The sequence below is a fragment of the Aggregatibacter segnis ATCC 33393 genome (assembly GCF_000185305.1).
Classification (GTDB): domain Bacteria; phylum Pseudomonadota; class Gammaproteobacteria; order Enterobacterales; family Pasteurellaceae; genus Aggregatibacter; species Aggregatibacter segnis.
The window spans coordinates 1,696,793-1,720,212 of sequence record NZ_GL622200.1 but is presented as its reverse complement, the minus strand read 5'-3'; the positions used below and the strand labels follow the sequence as shown (position 1 = coordinate 1,720,212).

The following is a 23,420-nucleotide window of genomic DNA, read 5'->3' as shown; positions in this document are numbered from 1 at the left end:
ATGATTTCCTTCTATTGAGGTGGATGAAATTAAGATTTGATGAAATACAGATCCCATACGCCGTGGCCAAGACGGTGACCACGTTGTTCAAATTTGGTCAACGGGCGAAAATCAGGGCGAGGGATGTAGTCGTTTGTGTCTGACGTATTGCGTAATTGCGGATATTGTTGCAACACGTCCAACATATGTTCCGCATAGTTTTGCCAGTCGGTTGCCATGTGAATGAAAGCACCTGCCTGCAATTTATTTAATAAACGGTCGATAAAGTGCGGTTGTACGATACGGCGTTTGTGATGTCTCGCTTTATGCCACGGATCCGGGAAAAACAGTTGTAACCCGCCGAGACTTTGATCGGCAATGCTGTCACGCAGAATTTCAGTGGCATCGTGGCAAATAACGCGTAAATTAGTGACGCCTTTTTCTACGGCATAAGCGATACAAGCGCCTACACCCGGTGTATGCACTTCAATGCCTAAGTAGTTTTTATCCGGATTTTGCGCTGCCATTTCCACCAGTGAGCTGCCCATGCCGAAGCCAATTTCCAAAATTACTGGATTGTCGTTGCCGTAAATTGCATTAAAATCAAATGGCTGCGGTTGATAGTCCAAGCCGAGTGCGGCCCAGTTTTGGTTCATGGCGTTTTTTTGATAATCGCTTAAGCGTCCGGTGCGTAACACGAAGCTGCGCACTTTGCGTTTATAACGTCCGTCTTCGGTAAACTCGGCAGCTTCAACGGTTTTGCGTTTTTGGTCGGCAAAAGTCGGTTGAATGGAATGTTCTGGTTGCGTTTCTAACATGAATTCTTTGAAGTTGAAATTATTGTCTGCGGAAAATTTTAGCGGCTGATTATAGGCTGTTTCCAATGCATTAGCAATTTAGCCCGGTTAAACCCTAAGAGATTTCTTGAAGTTTGCTGAAGGTGCATTGTACTTTGTGATAAACTTTGCCGGTTTTTGAGTTATCAAGCGGTTAAAAAACAGCGAATATTTTACACACAATTGAATTAAATTAGGTTATTTGCCACCTTGGATTGGCGGCAAATTGACGCTTAAAAACATTGTTTTTTACGACCGTACTTTTATGAATATATCAGGATTTATGCTCGCTCAATCATCTCCCCATGCGCCTTTTGCACATGCCGTACTGTCGTGGTATGCCAAGTTCGGGCGAAAAAATTTGCCGTGGCAACAACATAAAACCTTGTATGGCGTTTGGTTGTCAGAAGTGATGCTGCAGCAAACGCAGGTGGCAACGGTCATTCCGTATTTTGAGCGTTTTGTTAAAACGTTCCCCAATTTGACCGCACTTGCTGATGCGCCGTTAGACGAGGTACTGCATTTGTGGACGGGCTTGGGTTATTACGCGCGGGCGCGAAATTTGCATAAAGCCGCGCAAATCATGCGTGATCAATATGGCGGTATGTTTCCGACAGAATTTGAACAAGTCTGGGCATTGCCAGGCGTGGGGCGAAGCACGGCGGGGGCAGTGTTATCTTCTTGTTTGAATGCGCCTTATCCCATTTTGGACGGTAACGTGAAGCGGGTGTTATCCCGTTATTTTGCCATAGACGGTTGGCCTGGTGAGAAGAAAACGGAAGACCGTTTGTGGCAGTTAACGGCTCAGGTGACGCCAACGGAACAGGTGGCGGATTTCAATCAGGCAATGATGGATCTTGGCGCAATGGTATGTACGCGAACCAAGCCAAAGTGCGATCTTTGCCCGCTAAAAAAGGATTGTCGAGCAAATGCCGAACAAAATTGGCTGGCTTACCCCGGCAAAAAACCGAAAAAAACGCTACCGGAACGGGAAAGTTATTTCTTGTTGTTAGAACAAAACGGCAAGATTGCGTTGGAACAACGGGAAAATAGCGGCTTGTGGGGCGGGTTGTATTGTTTCCCACAATTTACTGAAAAGCAGGCGTTGCTAGCTTATTTGGCGGCAAACGGGATTAAGCAATATCAGGAATGGCCGGCATTTCGCCATACGTTTAGCCATTTTCATTTAGATATTTATCCAATTTATGCGCAAGTTGGCGGCTTAACCGAGACCGCAGATGTGGATTGTTCCCCTTGGAAAAAAGTGCCGGAAAAGACGGAGGAATATCAATCAGACCTGTTAAGTGCGGTCAAATATTGGTATGATCCGCAGCATCCTGAACCTATCGGGTTGGCAACGCCCGTGAAGAATTTATTAACTCAATATGTAAGGAATCATTATGGCAAGAATGGTATTTTGTGAACGTTTAAAACAAGAAGCTGAAGGGTTGGATTTTCAGTTATATCCGGGTGAATTGGGTAAACGTATTTTTGATTCTATTAGTAAACAGGCATGGGGCGAATGGATGAAAAAACAAACCATGTTGGTGAATGAGAAAAAATTAAACATGATGAATGCGGATCATCGTAAGTTATTGGAACAGGAAATGGTTAGCTTTCTTTTTGAAGGCAAAGATGTGCATATTGAAGGTTACACTCCTCCTGAAGCGAAATAAAAAATGAAGAAGTATTTAATTTTAGCCCTTATCCCTTTTTTATATGCTTGTGGCGGCGGTTCGCATCATCGGGGATTGGATTACGATGAAGCTTTTGCGAAAGATACCCGTGGATTGGATATTTTAACCGGACAATTTGCCAATAATATCGACCGCATCTGGGGGGTAAACGAGCTGTTGGTCGCAAGTCGTAAGGACTATGTGAAATATACGGATCGTTATTTTACCCGTAGCCATGTGAGTTTTGATGAAGGTTTGATTACCATCGAAACGCAGGCAGATTTAAACCGTTTACATAATGCTATCGTGCATACATTATTGATGGGGTCTGATGCGAATGGCATCGATTTATTTGCCTCCGGTGATGTGCCGATTAGTTCTCGTCCTTTCTTGGTTGGACAGGTGATCGATAACCGTGGCGGCTCTATTGCGGATCAGTTTGCCGCAAGTAATTTCGCCACGTATTTAATTCAAAATAAATTGCAAACGCGTCGTTTATCGAATGGCAATCAAGTGCAATTTGTGGTGATTCCAATGATTGCTAATCACGTGGAAGTACGTGCACAAAAATATTTACCGATTGTGCGTAAAGTTGCGCGTCGTTATGGATTAGATGAAAGTTTAATTCTGGGCATTATGCAAACGGAATCGAGCTTTAACCCGTATGCGATAAGCTATGCTAACGCCATGGGCTTAATGCAAGTGGTACCGCACACCGCGGGACGTGATGTGTTCCAAATGAAAGGCATGAGTGGTCAACCAAGTAAAAATTATTTGTTTGCTCCTGAGAAAAACATTGATGCCGGTGCTGCGTATTTATGGTTGCTACAAAATAAATACTTAGATGGTATTACGAATCCGACATCAAAACGCTTTGCCATGATTTCGGCGTATAACAGCGGTGCCGGTGCGGTATTGCGTGTATTTAACGATGATAAAGAGATGGCCATGATGAAAATTAACCAGCTTTATCCGGAACAAGTGTATCGTATTTTGACTACTAGCCACCCATCTGCGCAGGCGCGAAATTATTTGGTGAAAGTTGATAAAGCGCAAAAGAGCTATCGTGTCAGACGTTAATCGCAATCTTTTGTGAAATTTATTGCCCGCTTAATAAATATTGAGCGGGTTTTCTTTTTATATAAGAAGTAAATATTTTTCGATAAATGTAGCATTTATGTACGTTTCGCTTGTTAAATGTGCAAACAAGTTAATTATTTCGTATTTTTTAAAAATAGATGTTGACTTGAAATTCAAAAAAACGTTTAATACGCACCACTGATGAGTTGCCTCGATAGCTCAGTCGGTAGAGCAGGGGATTGAAAATCCCCGTGTCGGTGGTTCGATTCCGCCTCGAGGCACCACTATTCCTCCTTAGTTCAGTCGGTAGAACGGTGGACTGTTAATCCATATGTCGCAGGTTCGAGTCCCGCAGGAGGAGCCAAATTCTAGAAAGCCGCTAAGTAATTAGCGGCTTTTGTTTTTTCTGATTTTGTATTTTGCAAAGCAAAAAATAACGCATAAATCGGAATCAAATTTATGCGTTATTTTTATCTTTGGGATTGTGACCTAAAAACACTTGTTTTTTTTTACCGCTCTTTTCTGAACTCAGCTAAACTCAGCTAGAAAGTGCGGTGGTTTTTCACTGTGTTTTTAGTTAGCGTATTGATTAATTGCCTGAGTGACTTCTTGGTCTTTATAAATAGATTGAACAATGTCATTAAAGGTTTCACCTAACACCTTTTGGATCTCTGAGTTTTTGGCAGAGAATGCACCCGAGTGGCTACGTGTTGTACCAATATTTTTGGTGAATTGACCTTTAGCGCCTTGCACATGAATGGCTAACTGGATTTTGCTATCGATATCATAGCGTAAGTTTCCTTGATTCACTTTGGCAAAAAACTCTTGCACGTTTACAGTGACTGCCGCATTCGCGTTATTTGCCGTGCCGATGCGAAATCCTTTACTGATAAGGTTTTGTTGTTCAACTTGTTGGAATAGCTCGGTGACACTTGGCATCGCGGATAATTTGACGAGTTTCCCATCGGCAACATAACTGGAAATTTCAGGTGCTTGGCGCATATCGCGAGTGGTGACGTAAACAACAGCGGATTGGTTTACATTCATGCTCGCTTGTGGGGCAGTAGGTGTGAAACGCAATGTGTTTGATTCACTTTGACAGCCGCTCAATAATGCACTTGAAAGTAAGATTGAACCGAGCATTAAGGTTTTCATATTAAATTTCATAATATCCTCATTAGTTTGAATAAATTTGCGTTATTCTTACAAAGTTACAATGGATTGTATAGTCTCTCTCATTTAATTTAATCATTCGTTTTAGGAAGAAATATGTCAAAACAACAAGAATTAGAGCAACGATTATGCCAAGAATTTCAACCGCACTTTATTGCCGTCGAAAACGAAAGTTATATGCATAGTTCCGGGCGTGGTGCGGATTCACATTTTAAAATCGTATTAGTAAGTGACGCCTTTGAGGTGAGCAGCAAAGTTGCTCGTCACCGCAAAATTTATCAATTACTCTCTCAAGATTTACAAAATGGCATTCATGCCTTGGCATTGCATCTTTACACCAAGCAAGAATGGGATGAATTGGGGCAACAATTCCCAAAATCACCTCATTGTGCGGGTGTTGGGCAATAAGTCCCTTACCTCTTTGTAATTACCCAATAAAAATTAAAAAATTGATTTTTGGCAAATAATGTGAAGTTTTTCACAAAAATACATAAACAATCGGCTTTCAAAGTGGTAAGAACGTTATTATTTGGTTAAAATAAGCTAATTTTTTTAGCAAAAATTTAACGTTTTTACGGACGAAAATGTCCATAAAATTGAAACAGAATTTGAGTTTTATTTTTATCGGTTGGAGAGTGGTTATTTAGGCATAGCTGTGTTTTGCCGTTTTCTTCTTTAATCATTTCAACAACTATCACTCAAGACGAGGTAATAACCTTAGGGTTATTGCTGTATTTTTAATCTAACAAAAGTAGTGCAAACAATATGATTACGATTAAAAAAGGCTTGGATCTTCCTATTGCAGGAAAACCGGAGCAGGTAATCCATAACGGGAATACCGTTACTGAAGTTGCTTTGCTTGGTGAAGAGTATGTGGGAATGCGCCCTTCTATGAAGGTTCGCGAAGGTGATGTAGTGAAAAAAGGTCAGGTGCTTTTTGAAGACAAAAAGAATCCTGGTGTCATTTTCACCGCACCTGCGAGTGGCACGATCACAGCAATTCATCGTGGCGAAAAGCGTGTATTGCAATCTGTGGTAATTAAAGTTGAAGGCGATGAAGCGCTTTCTTTCGATAAATACCCTGCAGCTGAATTGAACACGTTAAGTGCGGAGCAAGTGCGTAAAAATTTACAGGAATCTGGTTTATGGACAGCATTCCGTACCCGTCCATTCAGCAAAGTTCCTGCGATTGATGGCGTACCTTCATCCATTTTCGTTAATGCGATGGACACGAATCCGTTAGCGGCAGATCCTGCGGTTATTATTGCTGCGTCCGAAAATGATTTCGTCAACGGTTTAACCGTGTTAAGTCGTTTACATGACGGCAACATTCACCTATGTAAAGCGCCTGACGATAAAATTCCGGCATCACATGCGAGTAATGTGGTGATTAATGAATTTGCCGGGCTGCATCCGGCAGGATTAAGTGGCACACATATCCATTTTATTGATCCGGTGGGAATCAATAAAACCGTTTGGTATATCAACTATCAAGATGTGATTGCTATCGGTAAATTATTTACCACTGGTGAGCTCAATGTAGAACGTGTGATTTCTCTTGCAGGACCACAAGTCAAATCGCCACGTTTAGTGCGTACGGTTATTGGGGCTAACCTTTCCCAATTAATGAAGGATGAGTTAAGTGCGGGTGAAAATCGCGTTATTTCCGGTTCGGTACTTTGCGGTCAAACAGCAAAAGGTGCTCACGACTATCTCGGTCGTTATGCATTGCAAGTTTCTGTGATCGAAGAAGGTAACGAGAAAGAATTCTTCGGCTGGATTACGCCACAACCGAATAAATATTCGATTACCCGTACCGTATTAGGTCATTTCGGTAAAAAATTATTCAACTTTACTACCGCAGAAAATGGTGGTGAGCGTGCGATGGTACCAATCGGTAGTTATGAGCGTGTCATGCCGTTGGATATTTTACCGACATTATTATTACGTGATTTAATCGTGGGCGATACCGATGGTGCACAAGCGTTAGGCTGTCTTGAATTAGACGAAGAAGACTTAGCGTTATGCTCTTTCGTTTGCCCGGGCAAATATGAATACGGTTCAATCTTGCGTCACGTTTTAGATAAGATTGAGAAGGAAGGTTAAAAATGGGTTTGAAAAATCTTTTTGAAAAAATGGAACCCGCGTTTTTACCAGGCGGTAAATACAGCAAGCTTTATCCGATCTTTGAATCGATTTATACCTTGCTTTATACACCGGGTACGGTAACGCACAAAAACACACACGTTCGCGATGCGTTAGACTCAAAACGTATGATGATTACGGTTTTCCTAGCATTGTTCCCTGCGATTTTCTACGGGATGTATAATGTGGGTAACCAAGCGATCCCGGCCTTGAATCAATTAGGCAATTTAGAACAATTAATTGCGAGTGATTGGCACTATGCCCTTGCAAGTTCATTAGGTTTAGATTTAACCAATAATGCAACTTGGGGTTCCAAAATGGCATTAGGGGCGATTTTCTTCTTACCAATTTACTTAGTGGTATTTACCGTATGTACGATGTGGGAATTATTATTCTCGGTTGTACGTGGCCACGAAGTGAATGAAGGGATGTTCGTTTCTACGATTCTGTTTGCCTTAATCGTTCCGCCAACATTGCCATTATGGCAAGCTGCACTTGGTATCAGCTTTGGTATCGTGGTAGCAAAAGAAATCTTCGGTGGTGTAGGTCGTAACTTTATGAATCCTGCGCTTGCTGGTCGTGCGTTCTTATTCTTTGCTTACCCGGCTCAAATTTCCGGTGACTTAGTATGGACTGCTGCAGATGGTTTTTCCGGTGCAACTGCACTTTCCCAATGGTCACAAGGTGGTCAAGCAGCATTGCAACATACGGTCACCGGTGAACCAATTACTTGGATGGATGCATTCATTGGTAATATTCCTGGTTCAATGGGTGAGGTTTCAACGCTCGCATTATTAATCGGTGGTGCAGTGATCGTATTCACCCGTATCGCCTCTTGGCGCATTATAGCGGGTGTGATGATCGGTATGGTCGGTACAGCAACACTATTCAACCTTATCGGTTCCGATTCTAACCCAATGTTCTCCATGCCTTGGCATTGGCACTTCGTATTAGGTGGTTTTGCGCTTGGTATGATCTTCATGGCAACTGACCCTGTTTCTGCTTCATTTACTAATACCGGTAAATGGTGGTACGGCGCGTTAATTGGTGTGATGGCAGTATTAATTCGTACAGTGAACCCAGCTTACCCAGAAGGGATGATGTTAGCGATCTTATTTGCAAACTTATTTGCACCAATTTTCGACTATATCGTGGTTCAAGCAAATATCAAACGTCGGAGAGCAAGAACAAATGGCTAAATTTAATAAAGATAGCGTTGGCGGTACAGTTACCGTTGTTGTATTGCTAAGTTTGGTGTGTTCTATCGTGGTTTCCGGTGCCGCAGTTGCATTGAAATCAAAACAAGATGAACAAAAAGCACTTGACGTTCAGCGTAATATTTTAACGGTTGCCGGCCTAATGAAAGAAGATAATGCTTCTGTCATTAAAGACACTTATAACAAGTTTATTGAACCGCGTTTAGTGGATTTGCAAAGCGGTGATTTTATTCAAGCATCAAAAGATGATGTGGAAAAATTTGATCCAAAAACAGCGGTAAAATCGACCGCACTTAGCCAAGCAATTCCTGCTGAACAAGATAAAGCGGGTATTAAAGTGCGTGCAAATCAGGCGCGTGTTTACCTTGTTAAAGATGAACAAGGTAATGTCAGCCAAGTGGTATTACCAATGTATGGTCGTGGTTTATGGTCAACAATGTACGGTTTCGTTGCGGTTGCCCCAGATGCCAATACCATCAAAGGCATTACTTACTATGATCAAGGTGAAACAGCCGGTCTTGGTGGTGAAATCGCTAATCCGCGTTGGCAAGCACTTTTCGTAGATAAAAAACTGTTTGATGATAATCAACGTGTGGCTATTCGTGTTGCTAAAAATGCGTCTTCTAACAAAGAACACGGCGTTGATGCCTTATCAGGTGCAACTTTAACCTCAAATGGTGTGCAAGGTTCTTTTGATTATTGGTTTAGCCAAAATGGTTTTGGTCCATTCTTAGCAAAATTTAAAGCGGGGGCAAGATAATGGCTGATGCAAAAAGCAATTTAAAAGCACTTTTGCTTGATCCGATCGCAAAAAATAACCCAATTGCGCTGCAAATTTTGGGTATTTGTTCTGCATTAGCGGTCACCACTCAATTACAAACGGCAATCGTTATGGCTGTCGCCGTGTGTTTGGTAACCGGTTTTTCCAGTATGTTTATCTCAATGATTCGTCATTACATCCCAAACAGTATTCGTATCATTGTGCAATTGGCAATTATCGCGTCTTTGGTAATCTTGGTTGACCAAGTGTTAAAAGCCTTTGCTTATGGTTTATCCAAGCAGTTATCCGTATTTGTAGGCTTGATTATTACCAACTGTATCGTAATGGGCCGCGCAGAAGCTTTCGCGATGAAATCCCGTCCGTTAGAAAGTTTTGTGGATGGTATCGGTAATGGTTTAGGCTACGGTGCGATTTTATTGATCGTGGCAACCTTACGTGAATTAATCGGTTCCGGTCGTTTATTTGGCTTCCCGGTATTCCAAACTATTCAAGACGGCGGTTGGTATCAACCGAACGGTTTGTTCCTTCTTGCACCAAGTGCGTTCTTTATTATCGGCTTCGTGATTTGGGGCTTAAGAACGTGGAAACCTGAGCAACAGGAGAAATAATCAATGGAACATTATATTAGCCTATTTGTGAAGGCGATCTTCATTGAAAATATGGCGCTTTCTTTCTTCTTAGGAATGTGTACTTTCCTTGCCGTATCGAAAAAAGTGTCAACAGCGTTCGGCTTAGGGGTTGCGGTCACCGTTGTGCTTGGCATTTCTGTACCGGCGAACCAATTTGTGTTTGAACACGTGTTAAAAGATGGTGCTTTAGTTGAAGGCGTAGATTTATCCTTCTTAAGCTTTATTACGTTTATCGGGATTATCGCGGGTATCGTTCAAATTCTTGAAATGACGCTCGATAAATTCTTCCCGGCACTTTATAACGCATTGGGGATTTTCCTTCCGCTTATTGCTGTAAACTGTGCGATCTTCGGTGGCGTATCCTTTGCGATTCAACGTGAATATACCTTCGCAGAATCCGCCGTGTACGGTATTGGTGCAGGCTTAGGTTGGATGCTGGCGATTGTTGCATTGGCCGGCTTAACTGAGAAAATGAAATATGCTGACGTGCCGGCAGGTTTACGCGGTTTAGGGATTACCTTTATCTCCGCGGGCTTGATGGCGCTTGGCTTTATGTCATTCTCCGGTATTCAGTTATAAGGAGTACATAAATGAACGAAACAACAATTCTTGTACTCGGTGTTGCAGCCTTTACAGCGATTGTTTTGGTGCTTGTTGCAATTATCCTGTTTGCTAAATCCAAACTAGTTGATTCCGGCGACATTACCATTCAAATTAACGATGACCCGAGTAAAGCCATTACCTTACCGGCAGGTGGAAAATTACTCGGTGCACTTGCCAGCAAAGGGATTTTTGTGTCGTCTGCTTGTGGTGGCGGTGGTTCCTGCGGTCAATGTGTGGTGAAAGTAAAAAGCGGCGGCGGTGAAATTTTACCGACAGAGCTATCTCACATTACTAAACGTGAAGCGAAAGAAGGCTATCGTCTTTCTTGCCAAGTTAACGTTAAAGGCAATATGGATATTGAATTGCCGGAAGAAATCTTTGGTGTGAAAAAATGGGAATGTACCGTTATTTCTAATGATAACAAAGCAACCTTCATCAAAGAGCTTAAGTTGGCGATTCCTGAAGGCGAAGAGGTACCATTCCGTGCCGGTGGTTATATCCAAATTGAAGCCGATCCACATACGGTTTACTATAAAGATTTTGATATTCCGAAAGAATACCATGAAGACTGGGATAAATATGACTTGTGGCGTTATGTGTCCAAGGTCGATGAGCATATTATCCGTGCTTACTCCATGGCATCTTATCCGGAAGAAAAAGGCATCATCATGTTGAACGTGCGTATTGCAACGCCTCCACCACGTCAACCGGATGCGCCTCCGGGACAAATGTCTTCTTATATTTGGTCATTAAAACCGGGTGATAAAGTGATCATTTCAGGTCCATTCGGTGAATTCTTCGCGAAAGAAACTGATAATGAAATGGTCTTCATCGGTGGTGGTGCAGGTATGGCGCCAATGCGTTCTCATATCTTCGACCAATTAAAACGTTTGCACTCTAAACGTAAAATGTCTTTCTGGTATGGTGCACGTTCTAAACGTGAAATTTTCTATCAAGAAGACTTTGACCAATTACAAGCTGAAAACGATAACTTCGTATGGCATGTGGCACTTTCTGACGCATTGCCGGAAGACAACTGGACAGGCTACACAGGCTTTATTCATAACGTGCTTTATGAAAACTATTTGAAAAATCATGAAGCACCTGAAGATTGTGAATACTACATGTGTGGACCTCCGGTCATGAACGCTGCGGTAATCAAAATGTTGAAAGACCTCGGTGTTGAAGACGAAAACATCCTATTAGATGACTTCGGTGGTTAATCCCGTTTTGGTTTAAAAACACCATAAAAACGACCGCACTTTCTTCTTAAGTGCGGTCAATTTTTACAGCGTTTTCCATCTTGATTCATCACACGCAAATCAATTTCAACAGTTGGTTTGCGTGTGATCCATTTTATGTTAGGAAAGTATTGTGCAAATCTCTCATTTATTCGTTCGCGGGCTTGCTTTTGTCGCCATCGCATTGACGTTAAGCGCTTGCGATCAGAAAGCAGCCTCACAACAAGCAGAAACGCAGCAAGCAGTGGCAGCAAAAAATGAAATAGTTGCCCTGAGTGGTAAAACGATGGGAACCACTTATCACATTAAATATTGGGGTAATAATGAAGTTTCTATCACATCACAACAAGCGCATGAACAGATTGAGTCGATTCTGAAAGCGGTGAACGCCAAAATGTCCACTTACATCCAGGATTCTGAAATCAGTCGTTTTAATCAAAATACACAGACAAATACACCGATCGAAATCTCGGCAGATTTTGCGCTTGTGGTTAAAGAAGCAATGCGCTTAAATCAAGTGACCCAAGGGGCGTTGGATGTGACTGTTGGGCCAGTGGTTAATCTTTGGGGCTTTGGACCGGAAAAGCGCGTGGAAAAACAGCCAACGCAAGAGCAAATTACTGAGCGACAAGCTTGGGTCGGGATTGATAAGCTATCACTCACTGAAGAGAGTGGTAAGTTTTTTCTCGCAAAAAGCGTACCACAGCTTTATGTGGATCTTTCTTCTATCGCGAAAGGTTTCGGTGTTGATCAAGTAGCGGATTATTTAGAAAGTATTCATGTGCAAAACTACATGGTGGAAATCGGCGGTGAAATTCGTGCTAAAGGAAAAAATGCCGAAAATAAACTGTGGCAGATTGCGATTGAACGTCCGACGTTTGATGGCAAACAAGCCGCTCAACAGATCATCGGATTAAATAATATGGCGATGGCAACGTCAGGTGACTATCGTAATTATTTTGAACAAGATGGTGTGCGTTTTTCCCACGAAATTGATCCGAAAACAGGCTACCCGATTCAACACGCGTTAGCCTCAATTACCGTATTAGCGCCAAGCTCTATGACGGCTGACGGCCTTTCCACCGGTTTATTTGTATTAGGCGAGGAAAAAGCCTTAGCGGTGGCTGAACGGGAAAATTTGCCGATTTTTATGATCATTAAGGACGGCAAAGGTTATCGTACGGAAATGTCTTCTGCATTTAAGCAATTCTTGGCTCAGTAAAAAACAGAGTTAGAAAGGACCGCACTTTGAGTGATAAAGTGCGGTAGATATTTAGAGTATTTATGGAGAGATTATGAAATTATTCTTAGTGACTTTTGGGATTTTCATCCTGATTATTTTGGCCATGGCATTGGGCTATATTGTGAAACGCCAAGCGCTGAAAGGCAGTTGTGGCGGTTTATCGTCTTTAGGGATTGCGAAAGCCTGTGACTGCGATAAACCTTGCGATACGCTCCAAGAAAAATTGGATGCAGGCGATGAAAACGCAAAGGCAGAATATGAACAAAAATTTGCGCAAAAAGAGAAAGCTCAATTTTACGAAGTGAAGTAGTTCCATTTAACGTTGTGATGAGAGAACAGTATGCCCTATGTCAATATTAAAGTGACTGGTGGTGCAGAGGCGCCGACAGCTAAACAAAAAGAGGAGTTAATTGAAGGTGTCACCCATTTATTACAGAAAGTGTTAAACAAAAATCCCGAAACGACAGTGGTGATTATTGACGAAGTCGATATGGATAACTGGGGGATTAGAGGGAAAACGGTAACTTCTCGACGTTCAATGAAGTGATCATACCGTAACCTGTATGAAAGTGCCCGAAATTGTCGGGCATTTTTACTCTTACTTGATTTGCGGTAGAATGCCAAATTATTTATTTAGTGGAACGTTTATTACTAAACTATGAAATCACAAACCTACGAAAAACATTTCCCGAAACTCTCTGCTGAACAACTTGCCGAAAATGGCACGAAAAAAGTCATTTGTGGCATGTCAGGCGGGGTAGATTCCTCTGTGTCTGCTTTTATTCTGCAACAACAAGGCTACCAAGTGGAAGGCTTGTTTATGAAGAATTGGGAAGAGGATGACGACACCGATTATTGTACAGCTGCTGCGGACTTAGCTGACGCTCAAGCTGTGTGCGACAAGCTTGGCATTAAGCTGCATAAAATCAATTTTGCGGCAGAGTATTGGGATAATGTATTTGAACATTTCCTTAACGAATACAAGGCTGGTCGTACTCCGAATCCGGATATTCTGTGTAACAAAGAAATTAAATTTAAAGCCTTTTTAGAATATGCCGCAGAAGATTTAGGCGCGAACTATATCGCTACCGGACATTATGTACGCCGCCGAGGAGCAGATGATAACGCACAATTATTACGCGGTTTGGATGCCAACAAAGACCAAAGTTATTTCCTTTACACCTTAAGTAAAAAACAAGTGGGACAAAGTCTGTTTCCTGTTGGCGACATTGAAAAACCGATTGTACGTGCGATTGCCGAAGATTTAGGTTTGATCACGGCGAAGAAAAAAGATTCTACCGGCATTTGTTTTATTGGTGAGCGTAAATTTAAGGATTTCTTAGCCCGTTACTTGCCGGCGCAACCGGGCAACATTCGCACGGTAGAGGGTGACATTATTGGTCGCCACGATGGTTTGATGTATCACACATTGGGCCAACGCAAAGGCTTGGGCATTGGTGGCGTGAAGGGGGCTAGTGAAGAAGCTTGGTATGTGGTGGAAAAAGATCTTGTCAATAACGAGTTAATTGTGGCACAGGGGCATGATCACTCAGCGTTACTTTCTACCGGTTTAATCGCACAACAATTGCATTGGGTCGATCGTCAACCGATTCGTGAACCGTTGCGTTGTACCGTGAAAACCCGTTATCGCCAAACGGATGTGCCTTGTACGATTGAGCCGATTGACGACGAAAGTATCAAAGTCATTTTTGATGAGCCGCAAATTGCGGTCACGCCGGGGCAATCAGCCGTCTTCTATTTGGATGAAGTTTGCCTTGGTGGTGGTATCATTGAGCAACAGCTAAAATAGAACAGAAAAGTGCGGTCTAAAATTCATATGTTTTTTAGACCGTACTTTTTTAGTTATTTATCTAACGGATCTTCTATGCGACACATTTTATTAGGATGCCTTTTAACCCTGTTTTCCACCGTACTTTTTGCCACCCCAAAAACTGATTTAGCCTTATTAAATCTAAAAGGGGCAGTTAAAAAATGGGAAAGAAAATTGATTGATCGTGATAGCTCTAAAGTTGATGAACATGAGATTACCTACTTTAATCCTCAGGGATTTAAAACTAGACAAGAGATTTTAGGGCGTTTTACACAGGTATTACACTTTGTTTATGATGAACAAGGGCGATTGGTTAAATCTTTTGAGACGGGTGATAATGTTTTTAATGAATATCACTATCGCACTAATCCTGATGGGACGTTGACAGTTATTCAGAAATTAAAAATGGAAGGCTCCCCAACACGGATCGTATCTGAAAATACCTATGACAAAAATGGGTTGTTACTCGTTGAAAAAACAGAAGATGAGTCTTGTGAAGAAGGTTGCGAAAAACTTGAAAATGGGATGAACAAATATAGCCATCATTATGATGAGCATGGAAATATTCTGGAAACTCGAAATGAGATTTTTGGTGGCGAACCTTTTAAATATGTCAACAAATATGTTGATGGTAAATTAGTTGAACAAACGCAATTTGCATATGGTGGGCGAGAAGTAACGACTTTTGATACCAATGGAAATAAAATCCAATTTGAAGATTTTCCTCCTTATGGATTTGGTGATGGTAGCGTATCTTCCGTAAAAATCTGGAAAAACACGTTGGATAACTATGGTAATGTAGTGAGAATTGAAGAGTTTGATAATCGTAATAATCCTAGCAGTACTATTGTTGAAAATTCATACGAATATTATTAGCTTAAAGTGCGGTCTAAAATTCATATGTTTTTTAGACCGCACAATAATAAAGCCACCTATTTGGTGGCTTTATTTTTTCATGAAAAGATTAATTTTTGACAAAATCGCTAAAAGTAAGCTCGTATTCATCACCATCCCGACTGTAGGAAATAAAGCGCGGGAATTTTTCCCCTTCGTGTTTTTTTACCACAATATCTTTGCCACCAGTTTTAAATTGATAGGTGATTTCAGTCACCTCTTGTTTGTTGTATTTCACTTGTTTTTTCGTTGTGTTTAGCACTACGTTTTCCATCGGATAAAGCTTTTTACCATTCGTGATTTGGAAGCTATTTGGCAACTTGCCGTAATAACTTAGCTGGAAGGCTACCGTAAATAAATCATAGGTTGGTAAGGTTAACTCTTCAGTTTTGAGTCCATTTTTTATTTTGCCGTACTCAATTTTTCGATTGGCAATTTTTGCTTCCGCATAAGGTTTGTCATTACGCGTGTCTTTGTAGCTGAACATGTTAAAAACATTGCTACTTTGCGCACCTTTCGAGATAAATTGAATTTTGTACAAGGGGATATTGATGTTGGCATTGATCGTATATTCAAAGCCATCGGAGTGAAAATGCACATAAGCAGGCATGAGATAATTGGAGCTGTATTTGATGTTCAAATCCGTTGCTTCGGCAGCTTGTACACCGGGAATATAAAGTAATGTAGCAAGTAAAAATAATTTGAGTAATTTCATGTGATTCCTTTTATCTCATTAAATTGTTGTGCAACTTAGAACGAGCCTTCAAGCATAAGTTCCCACTTGAAAGTGCGGTGCTTTTTGGACGCGTTTTGATAAAGCGGTGAGCGGCTTTTCCAAAAGGCGGATAAATTCTCCCTAAAATCGAATAAAAAAGAAAGTAATGTTCAAATATTTGATCAAGATAACAGTTTTTAGGTAGAAATTTTCATAGAATAAGGACAGTTTTTATTTTTAACACTTTTAACACAAAGAGGTAATCTATGACTGACTTAAGTAAAGTTATTAAAGAACTTGAAGCGCTTGGTATTCATGATGTCAAAGAGGTTGTTTATAACCCAAGTTATGAACAATTATTTGAAGAAGAAACTAAACCAGGCTTGGAAGGTTTTGAAAAAGGTACGTTGACCACAACCGGCGCCGTAGCTGTTGATACCGGCATCTTTACCGGTCGTTCACCTAAAGATAAATATATTGTGTTGGATGACACCACAAAAGACACTGTTTGGTGGACTTCCGATGCAGCGAAAAACGATAATAAACCAATGACCCAAGAAACTTGGGCAAGCTTGAAAGGCATTGTGACTAAACAACTTTCCGGTAAACGTCTATTTGTGGTTGATGGTTTCTGTGGTGCTAGCGAACAAGACCGCATTGCGGTACGTATCGTGACTGAAGTGGCATGGCAAGCACATTTCGTGAAAAACATGTTTATTCGTCCGACAGAAGCTGAATTGAAAAATTTCAAACCAGGTTTCGTAGTAATGAATGGTTCTAAATGCACCAACCCGAACTGGAAAGAACAAGGTTTGAACTCTGAGAACTTCGTTGCATTTAACTTGACTGAACGTGTTCAATTAATCGGCGGTACTTGGTACGGCGGTGAAATGAAGAAAGGTATGTTCTCCATGATGAACTACTTCCTACCGCTTAAAGGTGTTGGTGCAATGCACTGTTCCGCTAACGTAGGTAAAGATGGCGATGTGGCTGTATTCTTCGGCTTATCCGGTACCGGTAAAACCACCCTTTCTACCGATCCAAAACGTGAATTAATCGGTGACGATGAACACGGTTGGGATGATGTGGGTATCTTCAACTTTGAAGGTGGCTGCTATGCGAAAACTATTCACCTTTCTGAAGAAAACGAACCGGATATTTATCGCGCAATCCGTCGTGATGCGTTATTAGAAAACGTGGTTGTGCGTGCAGATGGTTCTGTTGACTTTGATGACGGTTCCAAAACAGAAAATACTCGCGTGTCCTACCCGATTTATCACATCGATAACATCGTTAAACCGGTTTCCCGTGCAGGCCACGCAACGAAAGTAATTTTCTTAACTGCAGATGCATTCGGCGTGTTGCCACCGGTTTCTAAATTAACTCCGGAACAAACCAAATACTACTTCTTATCTGGCTTTACTGCAAAATTAGCGGGTACAGAACGTGGTATTACCGAACCAACCCCAACTTTCTCAGCTTGTTTTGGTGCAGCGTTCTTAACTTTACACCCAACTCAGTATGCGGAAGTGTTAGTGAAACGTATGCAAGCGGTAGGTGCGGAAGCTTACTTAGTGAACACCGGTTGGAACGGTACAGGTAAACGTATCTCTATTAAAGATACTCGCGGTATTATCGACGCGATCTTAGATGGTTCTATCGAAAAAGCTGAAATGGGCGAATTACCAATCTTCAATTTGGCAATTCCTAACGCTTTACCAGGTGTTGACCCAGCTATCTTAGATCCGCGTGACACTTACGCAGACAAAGCACAATGGGAAGCAAAAGCGAAAGATCTTGCTGGTCGTTTCGTGAAGAACTTCGAAAAATATGCAACAAATGCTGAAGGTAAAGCATTGATTGCTGCAGGTCCTAAAGCGTAATCTGACGAAAGAATAAAAATCCCCGCTATTATCCGCGGGGATTTTTTTATGGAAGAGTAAATCAATTAACGAGCTGATAAGGATAATCCCAATGTCTGCAAGAAACGATGTTCTAATGCCAGATCGTTTTTTACTAATGGGTTATGTTGTAGATAATCCGTTTCAAATGTTAAGTGCCAATCTACCAAAGTGCGGTCAGTTTTTAATGTAATTTTTTGAGGTTTTTCTGTCGCTTGACGGGCTCGATTGAGAATAATTGCTAAGCGTAAAATGCGAATTAATGCCAACACATCTTGCTCGTGATAACGAGAAAATTTAAACATCTCCGGCAATTTGAAATTCCCTAAGTGATAACGTGCCAAAGTTGACAGTAAACGATGTTGCTCGTTGTCATAACCCGGTAACTCAGTGTTGTATAAAATATACGCAGAGTGTTTTTGTAGATTTTTGTGATTGATGACAATCCCCACTTCATGTAAACGCGCAGCCCACAAGAGAACGTCTTTCATTTCAGCAACCATTTCTTGGTTTTGCCAATGTTGGTATTGCTCAAATAGTAACGAGGCGCTTTGATATACCCGTTCACTCTGTGCTTGGTCAATATTAAACTGTTCCATCAGACCAAGTGCGGTGCGTTCACGAATATTATTGACTTGGAAGTTTTGCTCCAAGCTATACATTACCCCTTCCCGCAGAGCACCATCGGAATAACGCATTTTCTCAATTTGAAAGTTTTCAAAAACCGCACTTAAAATGGCTAAGCCCGGCACAAAAACGTCAGCACGATCATGATTTAGTCCGTTAAATTGGATTTGATCAAAGTGGCTAAATTGCAAAGTTTGTTGAATGAGTCGGTTCAAGCGTTCAGCAGTAATAGTGCCATTCGGATCAATGTTTTCACAAATAACTTGATGGACGGTTTTAATTGTACCGGACGAGCCGAGCACGGATTGCCAACCCAAATTTCGGTATTCCCAAGCGAGATCTTCAATTTTGTTTAAAGCGCTTTGTTTTGCCAGACGAAAATTTTCTTCATTGATTTGACCGTGAGGAAAAAATTGCTTGGCAAAACTCACACAACCCATATGGCGGCTTTCGTAAATTAATGGCGTAAAGTTATCGCCGATGATCATCTCTGTTGACCCGCCCCCGATATCGATAACAAATTTTCGACCAATTTCAGGCTGTGTATGGCAAACGCCGGCGTAGATGGTTTTCGCTTCCGTTTTACCGCTGATGATGTGAATAGGATAAGGGAAGACTTTTGCCGCTTGACGTAGGAATTCTTCATTGTTCACAGCACGGCGTAAGGTATATGTGCCGACGACATTGACGTTGTCGGCAGGAAACCCCTGTAAGCGTTCTGCAAATAATGCTAAACAGTTAACACCACGTTCAATCGCGGCTGGACTTAGCACTTGATTCTCATCTAACCCCTCGGCAAGCTGTACTTTTTGCTTAAGACGGGAAAGTACTTGTAGTGTGCCGTTTACAATGCGGGCAATAATCATGTGAAAGCTATTAGAGCCGAGATCAATGGCAGCAATTTCACGCACTTCGCCGCGTCGCGCATGCAGTTCATTGGCTTTACTGAGTAAGTTTTCGTTATTCATAGATTAAAATTCAAACTGGTAGAGTAAATCAAAGGCTTGATTAACGCCTGACACCGATTGTACATAAAGTTGTGGTAACAAGCGATAACGCAAGGTCACTTCAGCTAAGCCATCGAACAAACCCACACCGTATTTGACTTGTAAACGTGGTGTGATATTGCCGCTCACTACCACTTTAGAACTGTCACCGACGCCTTGTGTGCCGAGATTCAGATCTTTAATTCCGAAGGCTTTTCCAATGCCGCCTACAACATTCCCGGTTTTAGCTAACCCCATGCCTAATAGGGCCGCACCCACAGAGCCACTTGAAGATGCATCGCCACTGTTTTCTAAAGAACGTCCGGTGAGAATGTAGGCTAAAGCCTGATCCTGTGGCATGCCGGGCTCGGAGAAAACAGTCATGCTTGGTGAGCCGGCTAACCCAGTGACTTTCACGCCGGCAGTGACGCTATTGTCCTCCATCGCTTCTGGGTTGCGAATGGCTTCAATATTTAAGAATGGTTGGGAAGGTTGGCCCACAAAACTGATTAAGCCTTTGCGAATAATCAAATCTTGCCCAAAGGAGGCGTAACGCCCATTTTTAAGATTAACTTCGCCGTATAAACCCAGGTTCCCCTTTTCTTGTCTTACGCTAAGTAAACCATGTAAATAGGTTTTGAGCCCATAAGCCTTTAAGCTGACATCATCCCCAATATGAATTTTCAGATCAGATTTTACCGCTATGCCGCTTCGTGTTTCTGCCGGAATATTTTTTGGCAATGTTCTTTTTGTCTTACCGTCTAAAATGACTTCGTCAGTACTGACTTCAATGGCGCTCTCCGGCAAGCTTTCAATGGCGATTCGCGCTTTGGGGATCTCAATATTTCCCGATAATTCTAAGAGTTTTGGCGAGGCAGTGATTTCAACATTCGGACTGATGGTCAATTTTGCCATTGATGGGATATCCACTTTAAATTTCTCTGCTTGCGCGTTCAAGCGGGTGCGCCACTCATTGATATTCTTCCAATGGGCTTCACCGCTGAGATTTAAGCGACTGTCATCTGTTTGTACAAACCCTTTTAGCGTGGAGTTGGTACCGGCAAAATGTAACGCCAATTCGCTATTTTTAATATCGAAAGGTAATGCCCGAATTTTTGCGTTTAGTTGTTTAAGTAGAATATCGCCGTTCAGTGTTGGTGCGCTTAGGTTTCCACCTAATGTGAGATTGGCTTTGAGTTCTCCACTGACTTTTTCATCATTGGCTAAAAGTTGGTTAACAATCGCGGGATTGAGGTGCGGAATTGTAAAAGTTCCACTGAGTTTACGGGTGTTAGCAATGTCCTGTAATTTTAAATCAGCATTGATTTTGCCTTGTTCCTGAACATGAATCTCTGTTTTTAAGGCAAGATCGTTATTTGCTAAGTTGGCATTTAGCACGACTTTTGGCATGTCTAATTTAAAAGTCCGGTAATCTAATTTTTTTGCCAAAGATAAGGCATTGCCGTTGATTTGTATCTCAGCTGATAGTGGTGCCTGTGTTGACCAGGCTACTTTTCCTTTGCTATTCAGCTTGCCTTTCAAAAGATCCTCTTCAAGTATTTTATTGATAAATGCTAAATCAAAGCGTTTGATTTCAAAAGGTATTTCACCATTAGTGCCGACATTAAAGGTTTGCGGAAAACAAAGATCTATGTTGCTGTGCATCCAGCAATGGGCGGCAATGGTGCTTTGGGTGCTTTTATTGTCGTATGTGACAGACACGCTTTTGTTTGTTTGGATGTGGCCAAACTCCGTTTTTAGCATAAGTTGGCTAATCGTGCCTTGCCATTGTTGTAAAGTGCGGTCGAAATTTCCGATGATATTCATGTTGGCAGCAATGGGGTACCCCTCTGAAATCAACTGCAAACTGTGTTTTTGTTCATCTCCAGAAGCAGAGAGCTGGAGGCTATTCACCTTGATGTCATTGTAATGAAATCCATTGAGCTGGGCATTAAGCTGACCTTGGATTTGTTGTTCCGTATTCAGCTGCCCCTTAATGCCGGCTTGGGTAAGTCCTATGTCGCGGAAATGAAACTGTTTTGCGGTTAAATCCATAACAAGATTTGGGTGCATAATGTTGCCGGTTACTGCGCCCTTGCCATTAACTGAGGCGGATAAACCGATCAATAAACCGCTTAAATTCGGCGCATTAATATCAAGAGTAAAATCGGAGACGGAACCAAGGTTGCCTTGAGCGTTGATCTTGTTGTCGCCGTAAGTGAAGGTGAGCTGCGGTACATTAAGTAATGGTTGTTCTGCCATATGTAAATTGCCGGTTAGGCTCAATGGGCGTTGCGACAGTGAGCCTTGCAGATCTATATCTGAAACCGAAATTTGTTGCTTGTCTTGAGTGATTTTTCCTTGTGAATTTAAGCTGCCGGAAATGATTGCCGGAAAATCAGATAAGTAGGCACCAAGCGCCATCTTTGCCAATGCTAAATGCCAGTTCCATTCCACACCATCACGCCAATTGAGGTTGCCTGTTAAATCTGCTGTTCCATTTGATGTATTGAGTTTAAGTTGATGGATTTCTATGCCGGATAAATGTGAGACGGCTTGTAATGCTAAATTACTGTTTGGTATTCCCATACCACTGACCGCACTTTTAAGTTGTATTTGTGCGGTAGCTAAGTTGCCGTCTAGGGTGAAATTGAAATCCTGGATTTTTAACGGATCTTTGTTATTAAAAGGGTATTGTGCTTGAGGCACAGTCAAGTTCACTTGAAGTGGAAGGTTGGGTTCAGCAGCTTGAATTTGAGCATTTAGTTGTGATTCCAACGCGCCTTGGGTTTGCCAAGAAAGTGCGGTCTGTTTTTTTAATGCGCCTGAAAGATGGATTTCCGCTTGGCTTGCAGGCAAAACGAGGTCGTTATTTTGGCGTATGTCATTAATTTTAGCGAAGGCATCAAATTGCAATGGGAAATCTTGTTGAAAAGCCACTTGCCCATTCGCTTGTAACTGACCAAGTGAGCTTTGCACATCAAATTTAGCTAGTTCGATAATATCATCAGTTGCGTGTGCTTGAAGCTCAGCGGAAGAAACGAGGATATCTTGCTCGACAGTATTTTTCCCACTGAGACTTTGATATCGCCAGTTTTTGCCTTGCACGCCTTGAATGTGTATTGCAAAAGGCAGTTCAATTTGCTGCAATTCACTAAACAGCGGTTTACGGAGAGACTGTTCCAACTCTTCCCATTGAATTGGTGTGGAAGTTTCAGTCTTTTTAGGTGTATCGGTGTTTTTTGTGGTTGAGGTTAAATCGTGAATAAAACTGAAATTCTCAATTTGTGTCGGCGCTAATGTTAATCCATTGGCGTTATTTAAACTTGCTGCTGTATGGAATGTACCTAAAGTGATTTTATTTTTATCAAGAGATAATGAGAAATCGTTAACAGCTAACCGATTGATTTTAACTGAGATAGGTAAGAACACATGTTTCATCTTCCCGTTGCTGTTCTTTTTAGGTTCAGAGGCTGGCAGCAAGGAGGTGTCAATCAGAATGGATGGTTGTGTCAGGGTGATATCATCAATGCACACGTCTAAATGCCATAAACAGCTTAATTGTAGCTGCAGATGCGCTTCCTCAATATGGGCATCCACACCTTCTGTTTGAAAGCGCAGATGTTTTAATGTTAACCCTTCCTTTAAGTTGCCTTGTGCTTGTTCAATGGAAAGAGTATCGAGCCCTGCATCTGCCCACTGGAGGAGTTTGTGCTGACCACTTTCTGTTGAAAGGAGGGCGAAGAGGGCCAAAATAGGTAAAAAAATGACCGCACTTACAAGGCATAAAATCCACCGCCAAAGGCGTTTTGGCGATTTTGCTTTTGTTGTTTGAGCCGTTTTTTCTGTCTGTTCTGTCATGA

21 protein-coding genes and 2 tRNA genes are annotated in these 23,420 nt (G+C 41.8%); 18 read left to right on the top strand and 5 right to left on the bottom strand.

The annotated features are described in order from the left end of the window. Positions 1 to 29: 29 nt before the first annotated feature. Complete coding sequence (gene trmB, locus HMPREF9064_RS01425; protein WP_032997994.1) at positions 30 to 797, bottom strand: tRNA (guanosine(46)-N7)-methyltransferase TrmB; 768 nt, start codon at positions 795 to 797, stop codon at positions 30 to 32. Positions 798 to 1,098: 301 nt separating this feature from the next. Between trmB and mutY the strand changes: the two genes are divergently transcribed. The 5 genes from mutY (at position 1,099) to HMPREF9064_RS01450 (ending at position 3,935) form a co-directional block, all read left to right on the top strand. Beyond that, entirely contained in the window at positions 1,099 to 2,238 is a 1,140-nt protein-coding gene (gene mutY, locus HMPREF9064_RS01430) for an A/G-specific adenine glycosylase (RefSeq protein WP_032997993.1), read from the top strand. Then, positions 2,216 to 2,491 (top strand): oxidative damage protection protein, encoded by a 276-nt coding sequence (locus tag HMPREF9064_RS01435; protein ID WP_006719440.1) that lies wholly within the window; start codon positions 2,216 to 2,218, stop codon positions 2,489 to 2,491. Before mutY ends, HMPREF9064_RS01435 begins: the two co-directional genes overlap by 23 nt. Before the next feature lie 3 nt (positions 2,492 to 2,494). Next, positions 2,495 to 3,571, top strand: a complete 1,077-nt coding sequence (gene mltC, locus HMPREF9064_RS01440) for a membrane-bound lytic murein transglycosylase MltC (RefSeq protein WP_006719438.1) — start codon at positions 2,495 to 2,497, stop codon at positions 3,569 to 3,571. A 208-nt stretch (positions 3,572 to 3,779) separates the two neighbouring features. Beyond that, positions 3,780 to 3,855, top strand: a tRNA-Phe gene (locus HMPREF9064_RS01445). A gap of 4 nt (positions 3,856 to 3,859) precedes the next feature. Beyond that, positions 3,860 to 3,935, top strand: a tRNA-Asn gene (locus tag HMPREF9064_RS01450). Positions 3,936 to 4,144: 209 nt separating this feature from the next. Here HMPREF9064_RS01450 and HMPREF9064_RS01455 read toward each other — a convergent pair. Next, entirely contained in the window at positions 4,145 to 4,738 is a 594-nt protein-coding gene (locus tag HMPREF9064_RS01455; RefSeq protein ID WP_006719435.1) for a YajG family lipoprotein, read from the bottom strand. Between the two features lie 102 nt (positions 4,739 to 4,840). On the opposite strand from HMPREF9064_RS01455, the gene HMPREF9064_RS01460 reads away from it, so the two are divergent. From HMPREF9064_RS01460 to HMPREF9064_RS01515, 12 genes are all read left to right on the top strand, one after another. Then, on the top strand, positions 4,841 to 5,152 hold the full coding sequence (locus tag HMPREF9064_RS01460) for a BolA family protein (protein ID WP_006719433.1): 312 nt from the start codon (positions 4,841 to 4,843) through the stop codon (positions 5,150 to 5,152). A 357-nt stretch (positions 5,153 to 5,509) separates the two neighbouring features. Then, on the top strand, positions 5,510 to 6,850 hold the full coding sequence (locus HMPREF9064_RS01465) for a Na(+)-translocating NADH-quinone reductase subunit A (RefSeq protein ID WP_006719432.1): 1,341 nt from the start codon (positions 5,510 to 5,512) through the stop codon (positions 6,848 to 6,850). A 2-nt stretch (positions 6,851 to 6,852) separates the two neighbouring features. Beyond that, a complete protein-coding gene (locus tag HMPREF9064_RS01470; protein WP_006719430.1) occupies positions 6,853 to 8,088 on the top strand; it encodes an NADH:ubiquinone reductase (Na(+)-transporting) subunit B in 1,236 nt (411 codons plus the stop codon). Further along, positions 8,081 to 8,866: a Na(+)-translocating NADH-quinone reductase subunit C gene (locus HMPREF9064_RS01475; protein ID WP_006719428.1), complete on the top strand. Its 786-nt coding sequence runs from the start codon at positions 8,081 to 8,083 to the stop codon at positions 8,864 to 8,866. The genes HMPREF9064_RS01470 and HMPREF9064_RS01475 overlap by 8 nt, the downstream gene beginning before the upstream one ends. Then, positions 8,866 to 9,495 carry an NADH:ubiquinone reductase (Na(+)-transporting) subunit D gene (locus HMPREF9064_RS01480; protein WP_006719427.1) on the top strand — a complete coding sequence of 210 codons (630 nt, stop codon included), beginning with the start codon at positions 8,866 to 8,868 and terminating at the stop codon, positions 9,493 to 9,495. Before HMPREF9064_RS01475 ends, HMPREF9064_RS01480 begins: the two co-directional genes overlap by 1 nt. 3 nt (positions 9,496 to 9,498) lie before the next feature. Then, on the top strand, positions 9,499 to 10,095 hold the full coding sequence (gene nqrE / locus HMPREF9064_RS01485; protein WP_006719425.1) for an NADH:ubiquinone reductase (Na(+)-transporting) subunit E: 597 nt from the start codon (positions 9,499 to 9,501) through the stop codon (positions 10,093 to 10,095). A gap of 11 nt (positions 10,096 to 10,106) precedes the next feature. Further along, positions 10,107 to 11,342: an NADH:ubiquinone reductase (Na(+)-transporting) subunit F gene (gene nqrF, locus HMPREF9064_RS01490; protein ID WP_006719423.1), complete on the top strand. Its 1,236-nt coding sequence runs from the start codon at positions 10,107 to 10,109 to the stop codon at positions 11,340 to 11,342. Between the two features lie 151 nt (positions 11,343 to 11,493). Then, a complete protein-coding gene (locus HMPREF9064_RS01495) occupies positions 11,494 to 12,582 on the top strand; it encodes an FAD:protein FMN transferase (protein ID WP_006719421.1) in 1,089 nt (362 codons plus the stop codon). Positions 12,583 to 12,655: 73 nt separating this feature from the next. Then, positions 12,656 to 12,913 carry a (Na+)-NQR maturation NqrM gene (gene nqrM, locus HMPREF9064_RS01500; protein ID WP_006719419.1) on the top strand — a complete coding sequence of 86 codons (258 nt, stop codon included), beginning with the start codon at positions 12,656 to 12,658 and terminating at the stop codon, positions 12,911 to 12,913. Between the two features lie 30 nt (positions 12,914 to 12,943). Further along, positions 12,944 to 13,150, top strand: a complete 207-nt coding sequence (locus HMPREF9064_RS01505) for a tautomerase family protein (RefSeq protein ID WP_006719418.1) — start codon at positions 12,944 to 12,946, stop codon at positions 13,148 to 13,150. A 111-nt stretch (positions 13,151 to 13,261) separates the two neighbouring features. After that, the gene (mnmA, locus tag HMPREF9064_RS01510; RefSeq protein ID WP_006719415.1) at positions 13,262 to 14,413 is read left to right on the top strand and encodes a tRNA 2-thiouridine(34) synthase MnmA; all 1,152 of its coding nucleotides are present in this window, start codon (positions 13,262 to 13,264) and stop codon (positions 14,411 to 14,413) included. Between the two features lie 75 nt (positions 14,414 to 14,488). Continuing rightward, a complete protein-coding gene (locus HMPREF9064_RS01515) occupies positions 14,489 to 15,310 on the top strand; it encodes a hypothetical protein (RefSeq protein WP_006719412.1) in 822 nt (273 codons plus the stop codon). Positions 15,311 to 15,398: 88 nt separating this feature from the next. Here HMPREF9064_RS01515 and HMPREF9064_RS01520 read toward each other — a convergent pair whose 3' ends face one another. Beyond that, positions 15,399 to 16,043, bottom strand: a complete 645-nt coding sequence (locus tag HMPREF9064_RS01520) for a hypothetical protein (protein ID WP_006719410.1) — start codon at positions 16,041 to 16,043, stop codon at positions 15,399 to 15,401. 266 nt (positions 16,044 to 16,309) lie between these two features. On the opposite strand from HMPREF9064_RS01520, the gene pckA reads away from it, so the two are divergent. Then, on the top strand, positions 16,310 to 17,926 hold the full coding sequence (pckA, locus tag HMPREF9064_RS01525) for a phosphoenolpyruvate carboxykinase (ATP) (RefSeq protein ID WP_006719409.1): 1,617 nt from the start codon (positions 16,310 to 16,312) through the stop codon (positions 17,924 to 17,926). Between the two features lie 65 nt (positions 17,927 to 17,991). Here the strand turns inward: pckA and ppx are convergent, their stop codons facing one another. Both ppx and tamB read right to left on the bottom strand, forming a co-directional pair. Beyond that, the gene (gene ppx / locus HMPREF9064_RS01530; protein ID WP_006719407.1) at positions 17,992 to 19,539 is read right to left on the bottom strand and encodes an exopolyphosphatase; all 1,548 of its coding nucleotides are present in this window, start codon (positions 19,537 to 19,539) and stop codon (positions 17,992 to 17,994) included. 3 nt (positions 19,540 to 19,542) lie between these two features. Further along, entirely contained in the window at positions 19,543 to 23,418 is a 3,876-nt protein-coding gene (tamB, locus tag HMPREF9064_RS01535) for an autotransporter assembly complex protein TamB (protein ID WP_006719404.1), read from the bottom strand. Between the last annotated feature and the right edge of the window lie 2 nt (positions 23,419 to 23,420).

What these genes read in the sequence shown, in the direction of transcription:
- trmB (WP_032997994.1), bottom strand. Translation starts at nt 797, where the DNA reads ATGTTAGAAACGCAACCAGAACATTCCATTCAACCGACTTTTGCCGAC.
- mutY (WP_032997993.1), top strand. Translation starts at nt 1,099, where the DNA reads ATGCTCGCTCAATCATCTCCCCATGCGCCTTTTGCACATGCCGTACTG.
- HMPREF9064_RS01435 (WP_006719440.1), top strand. Translation starts at nt 2,216, where the DNA reads ATGGCAAGAATGGTATTTTGTGAACGTTTAAAACAAGAAGCTGAAGGG.
- mltC (WP_006719438.1), top strand. Translation starts at nt 2,495, where the DNA reads ATGAAGAAGTATTTAATTTTAGCCCTTATCCCTTTTTTATATGCTTGT.
- HMPREF9064_RS01455 (WP_006719435.1), bottom strand. Translation starts at nt 4,738, where the DNA reads ATGAAATTTAATATGAAAACCTTAATGCTCGGTTCAATCTTACTTTCA.
- HMPREF9064_RS01460 (WP_006719433.1), top strand. Translation starts at nt 4,841, where the DNA reads ATGTCAAAACAACAAGAATTAGAGCAACGATTATGCCAAGAATTTCAA.
- HMPREF9064_RS01465 (WP_006719432.1), top strand. Translation starts at nt 5,510, where the DNA reads ATGATTACGATTAAAAAAGGCTTGGATCTTCCTATTGCAGGAAAACCG.
- HMPREF9064_RS01470 (WP_006719430.1), top strand. Translation starts at nt 6,853, where the DNA reads ATGGGTTTGAAAAATCTTTTTGAAAAAATGGAACCCGCGTTTTTACCA.
- HMPREF9064_RS01475 (WP_006719428.1), top strand. Translation starts at nt 8,081, where the DNA reads ATGGCTAAATTTAATAAAGATAGCGTTGGCGGTACAGTTACCGTTGTT.
- HMPREF9064_RS01480 (WP_006719427.1), top strand. Translation starts at nt 8,866, where the DNA reads ATGGCTGATGCAAAAAGCAATTTAAAAGCACTTTTGCTTGATCCGATC.
- nqrE (WP_006719425.1), top strand. Translation starts at nt 9,499, where the DNA reads ATGGAACATTATATTAGCCTATTTGTGAAGGCGATCTTCATTGAAAAT.
- nqrF (WP_006719423.1), top strand. Translation starts at nt 10,107, where the DNA reads ATGAACGAAACAACAATTCTTGTACTCGGTGTTGCAGCCTTTACAGCG.
- nqrM (WP_006719419.1), top strand. Translation starts at nt 12,656, where the DNA reads ATGAAATTATTCTTAGTGACTTTTGGGATTTTCATCCTGATTATTTTG.
- HMPREF9064_RS01505 (WP_006719418.1), top strand. Translation starts at nt 12,944, where the DNA reads ATGCCCTATGTCAATATTAAAGTGACTGGTGGTGCAGAGGCGCCGACA.
- mnmA (WP_006719415.1), top strand. Translation starts at nt 13,262, where the DNA reads ATGAAATCACAAACCTACGAAAAACATTTCCCGAAACTCTCTGCTGAA.
- HMPREF9064_RS01515 (WP_006719412.1), top strand. Translation starts at nt 14,489, where the DNA reads ATGCGACACATTTTATTAGGATGCCTTTTAACCCTGTTTTCCACCGTA.
- HMPREF9064_RS01520 (WP_006719410.1), bottom strand. Translation starts at nt 16,043, where the DNA reads ATGAAATTACTCAAATTATTTTTACTTGCTACATTACTTTATATTCCC.
- pckA (WP_006719409.1), top strand. Translation starts at nt 16,310, where the DNA reads ATGACTGACTTAAGTAAAGTTATTAAAGAACTTGAAGCGCTTGGTATT.
- ppx (WP_006719407.1), bottom strand. Translation starts at nt 19,539, where the DNA reads ATGAATAACGAAAACTTACTCAGTAAAGCCAATGAACTGCATGCGCGA.
- tamB (WP_006719404.1), bottom strand. Translation starts at nt 23,418, where the DNA reads ATGACAGAACAGACAGAAAAAACGGCTCAAACAACAAAAGCAAAATCG.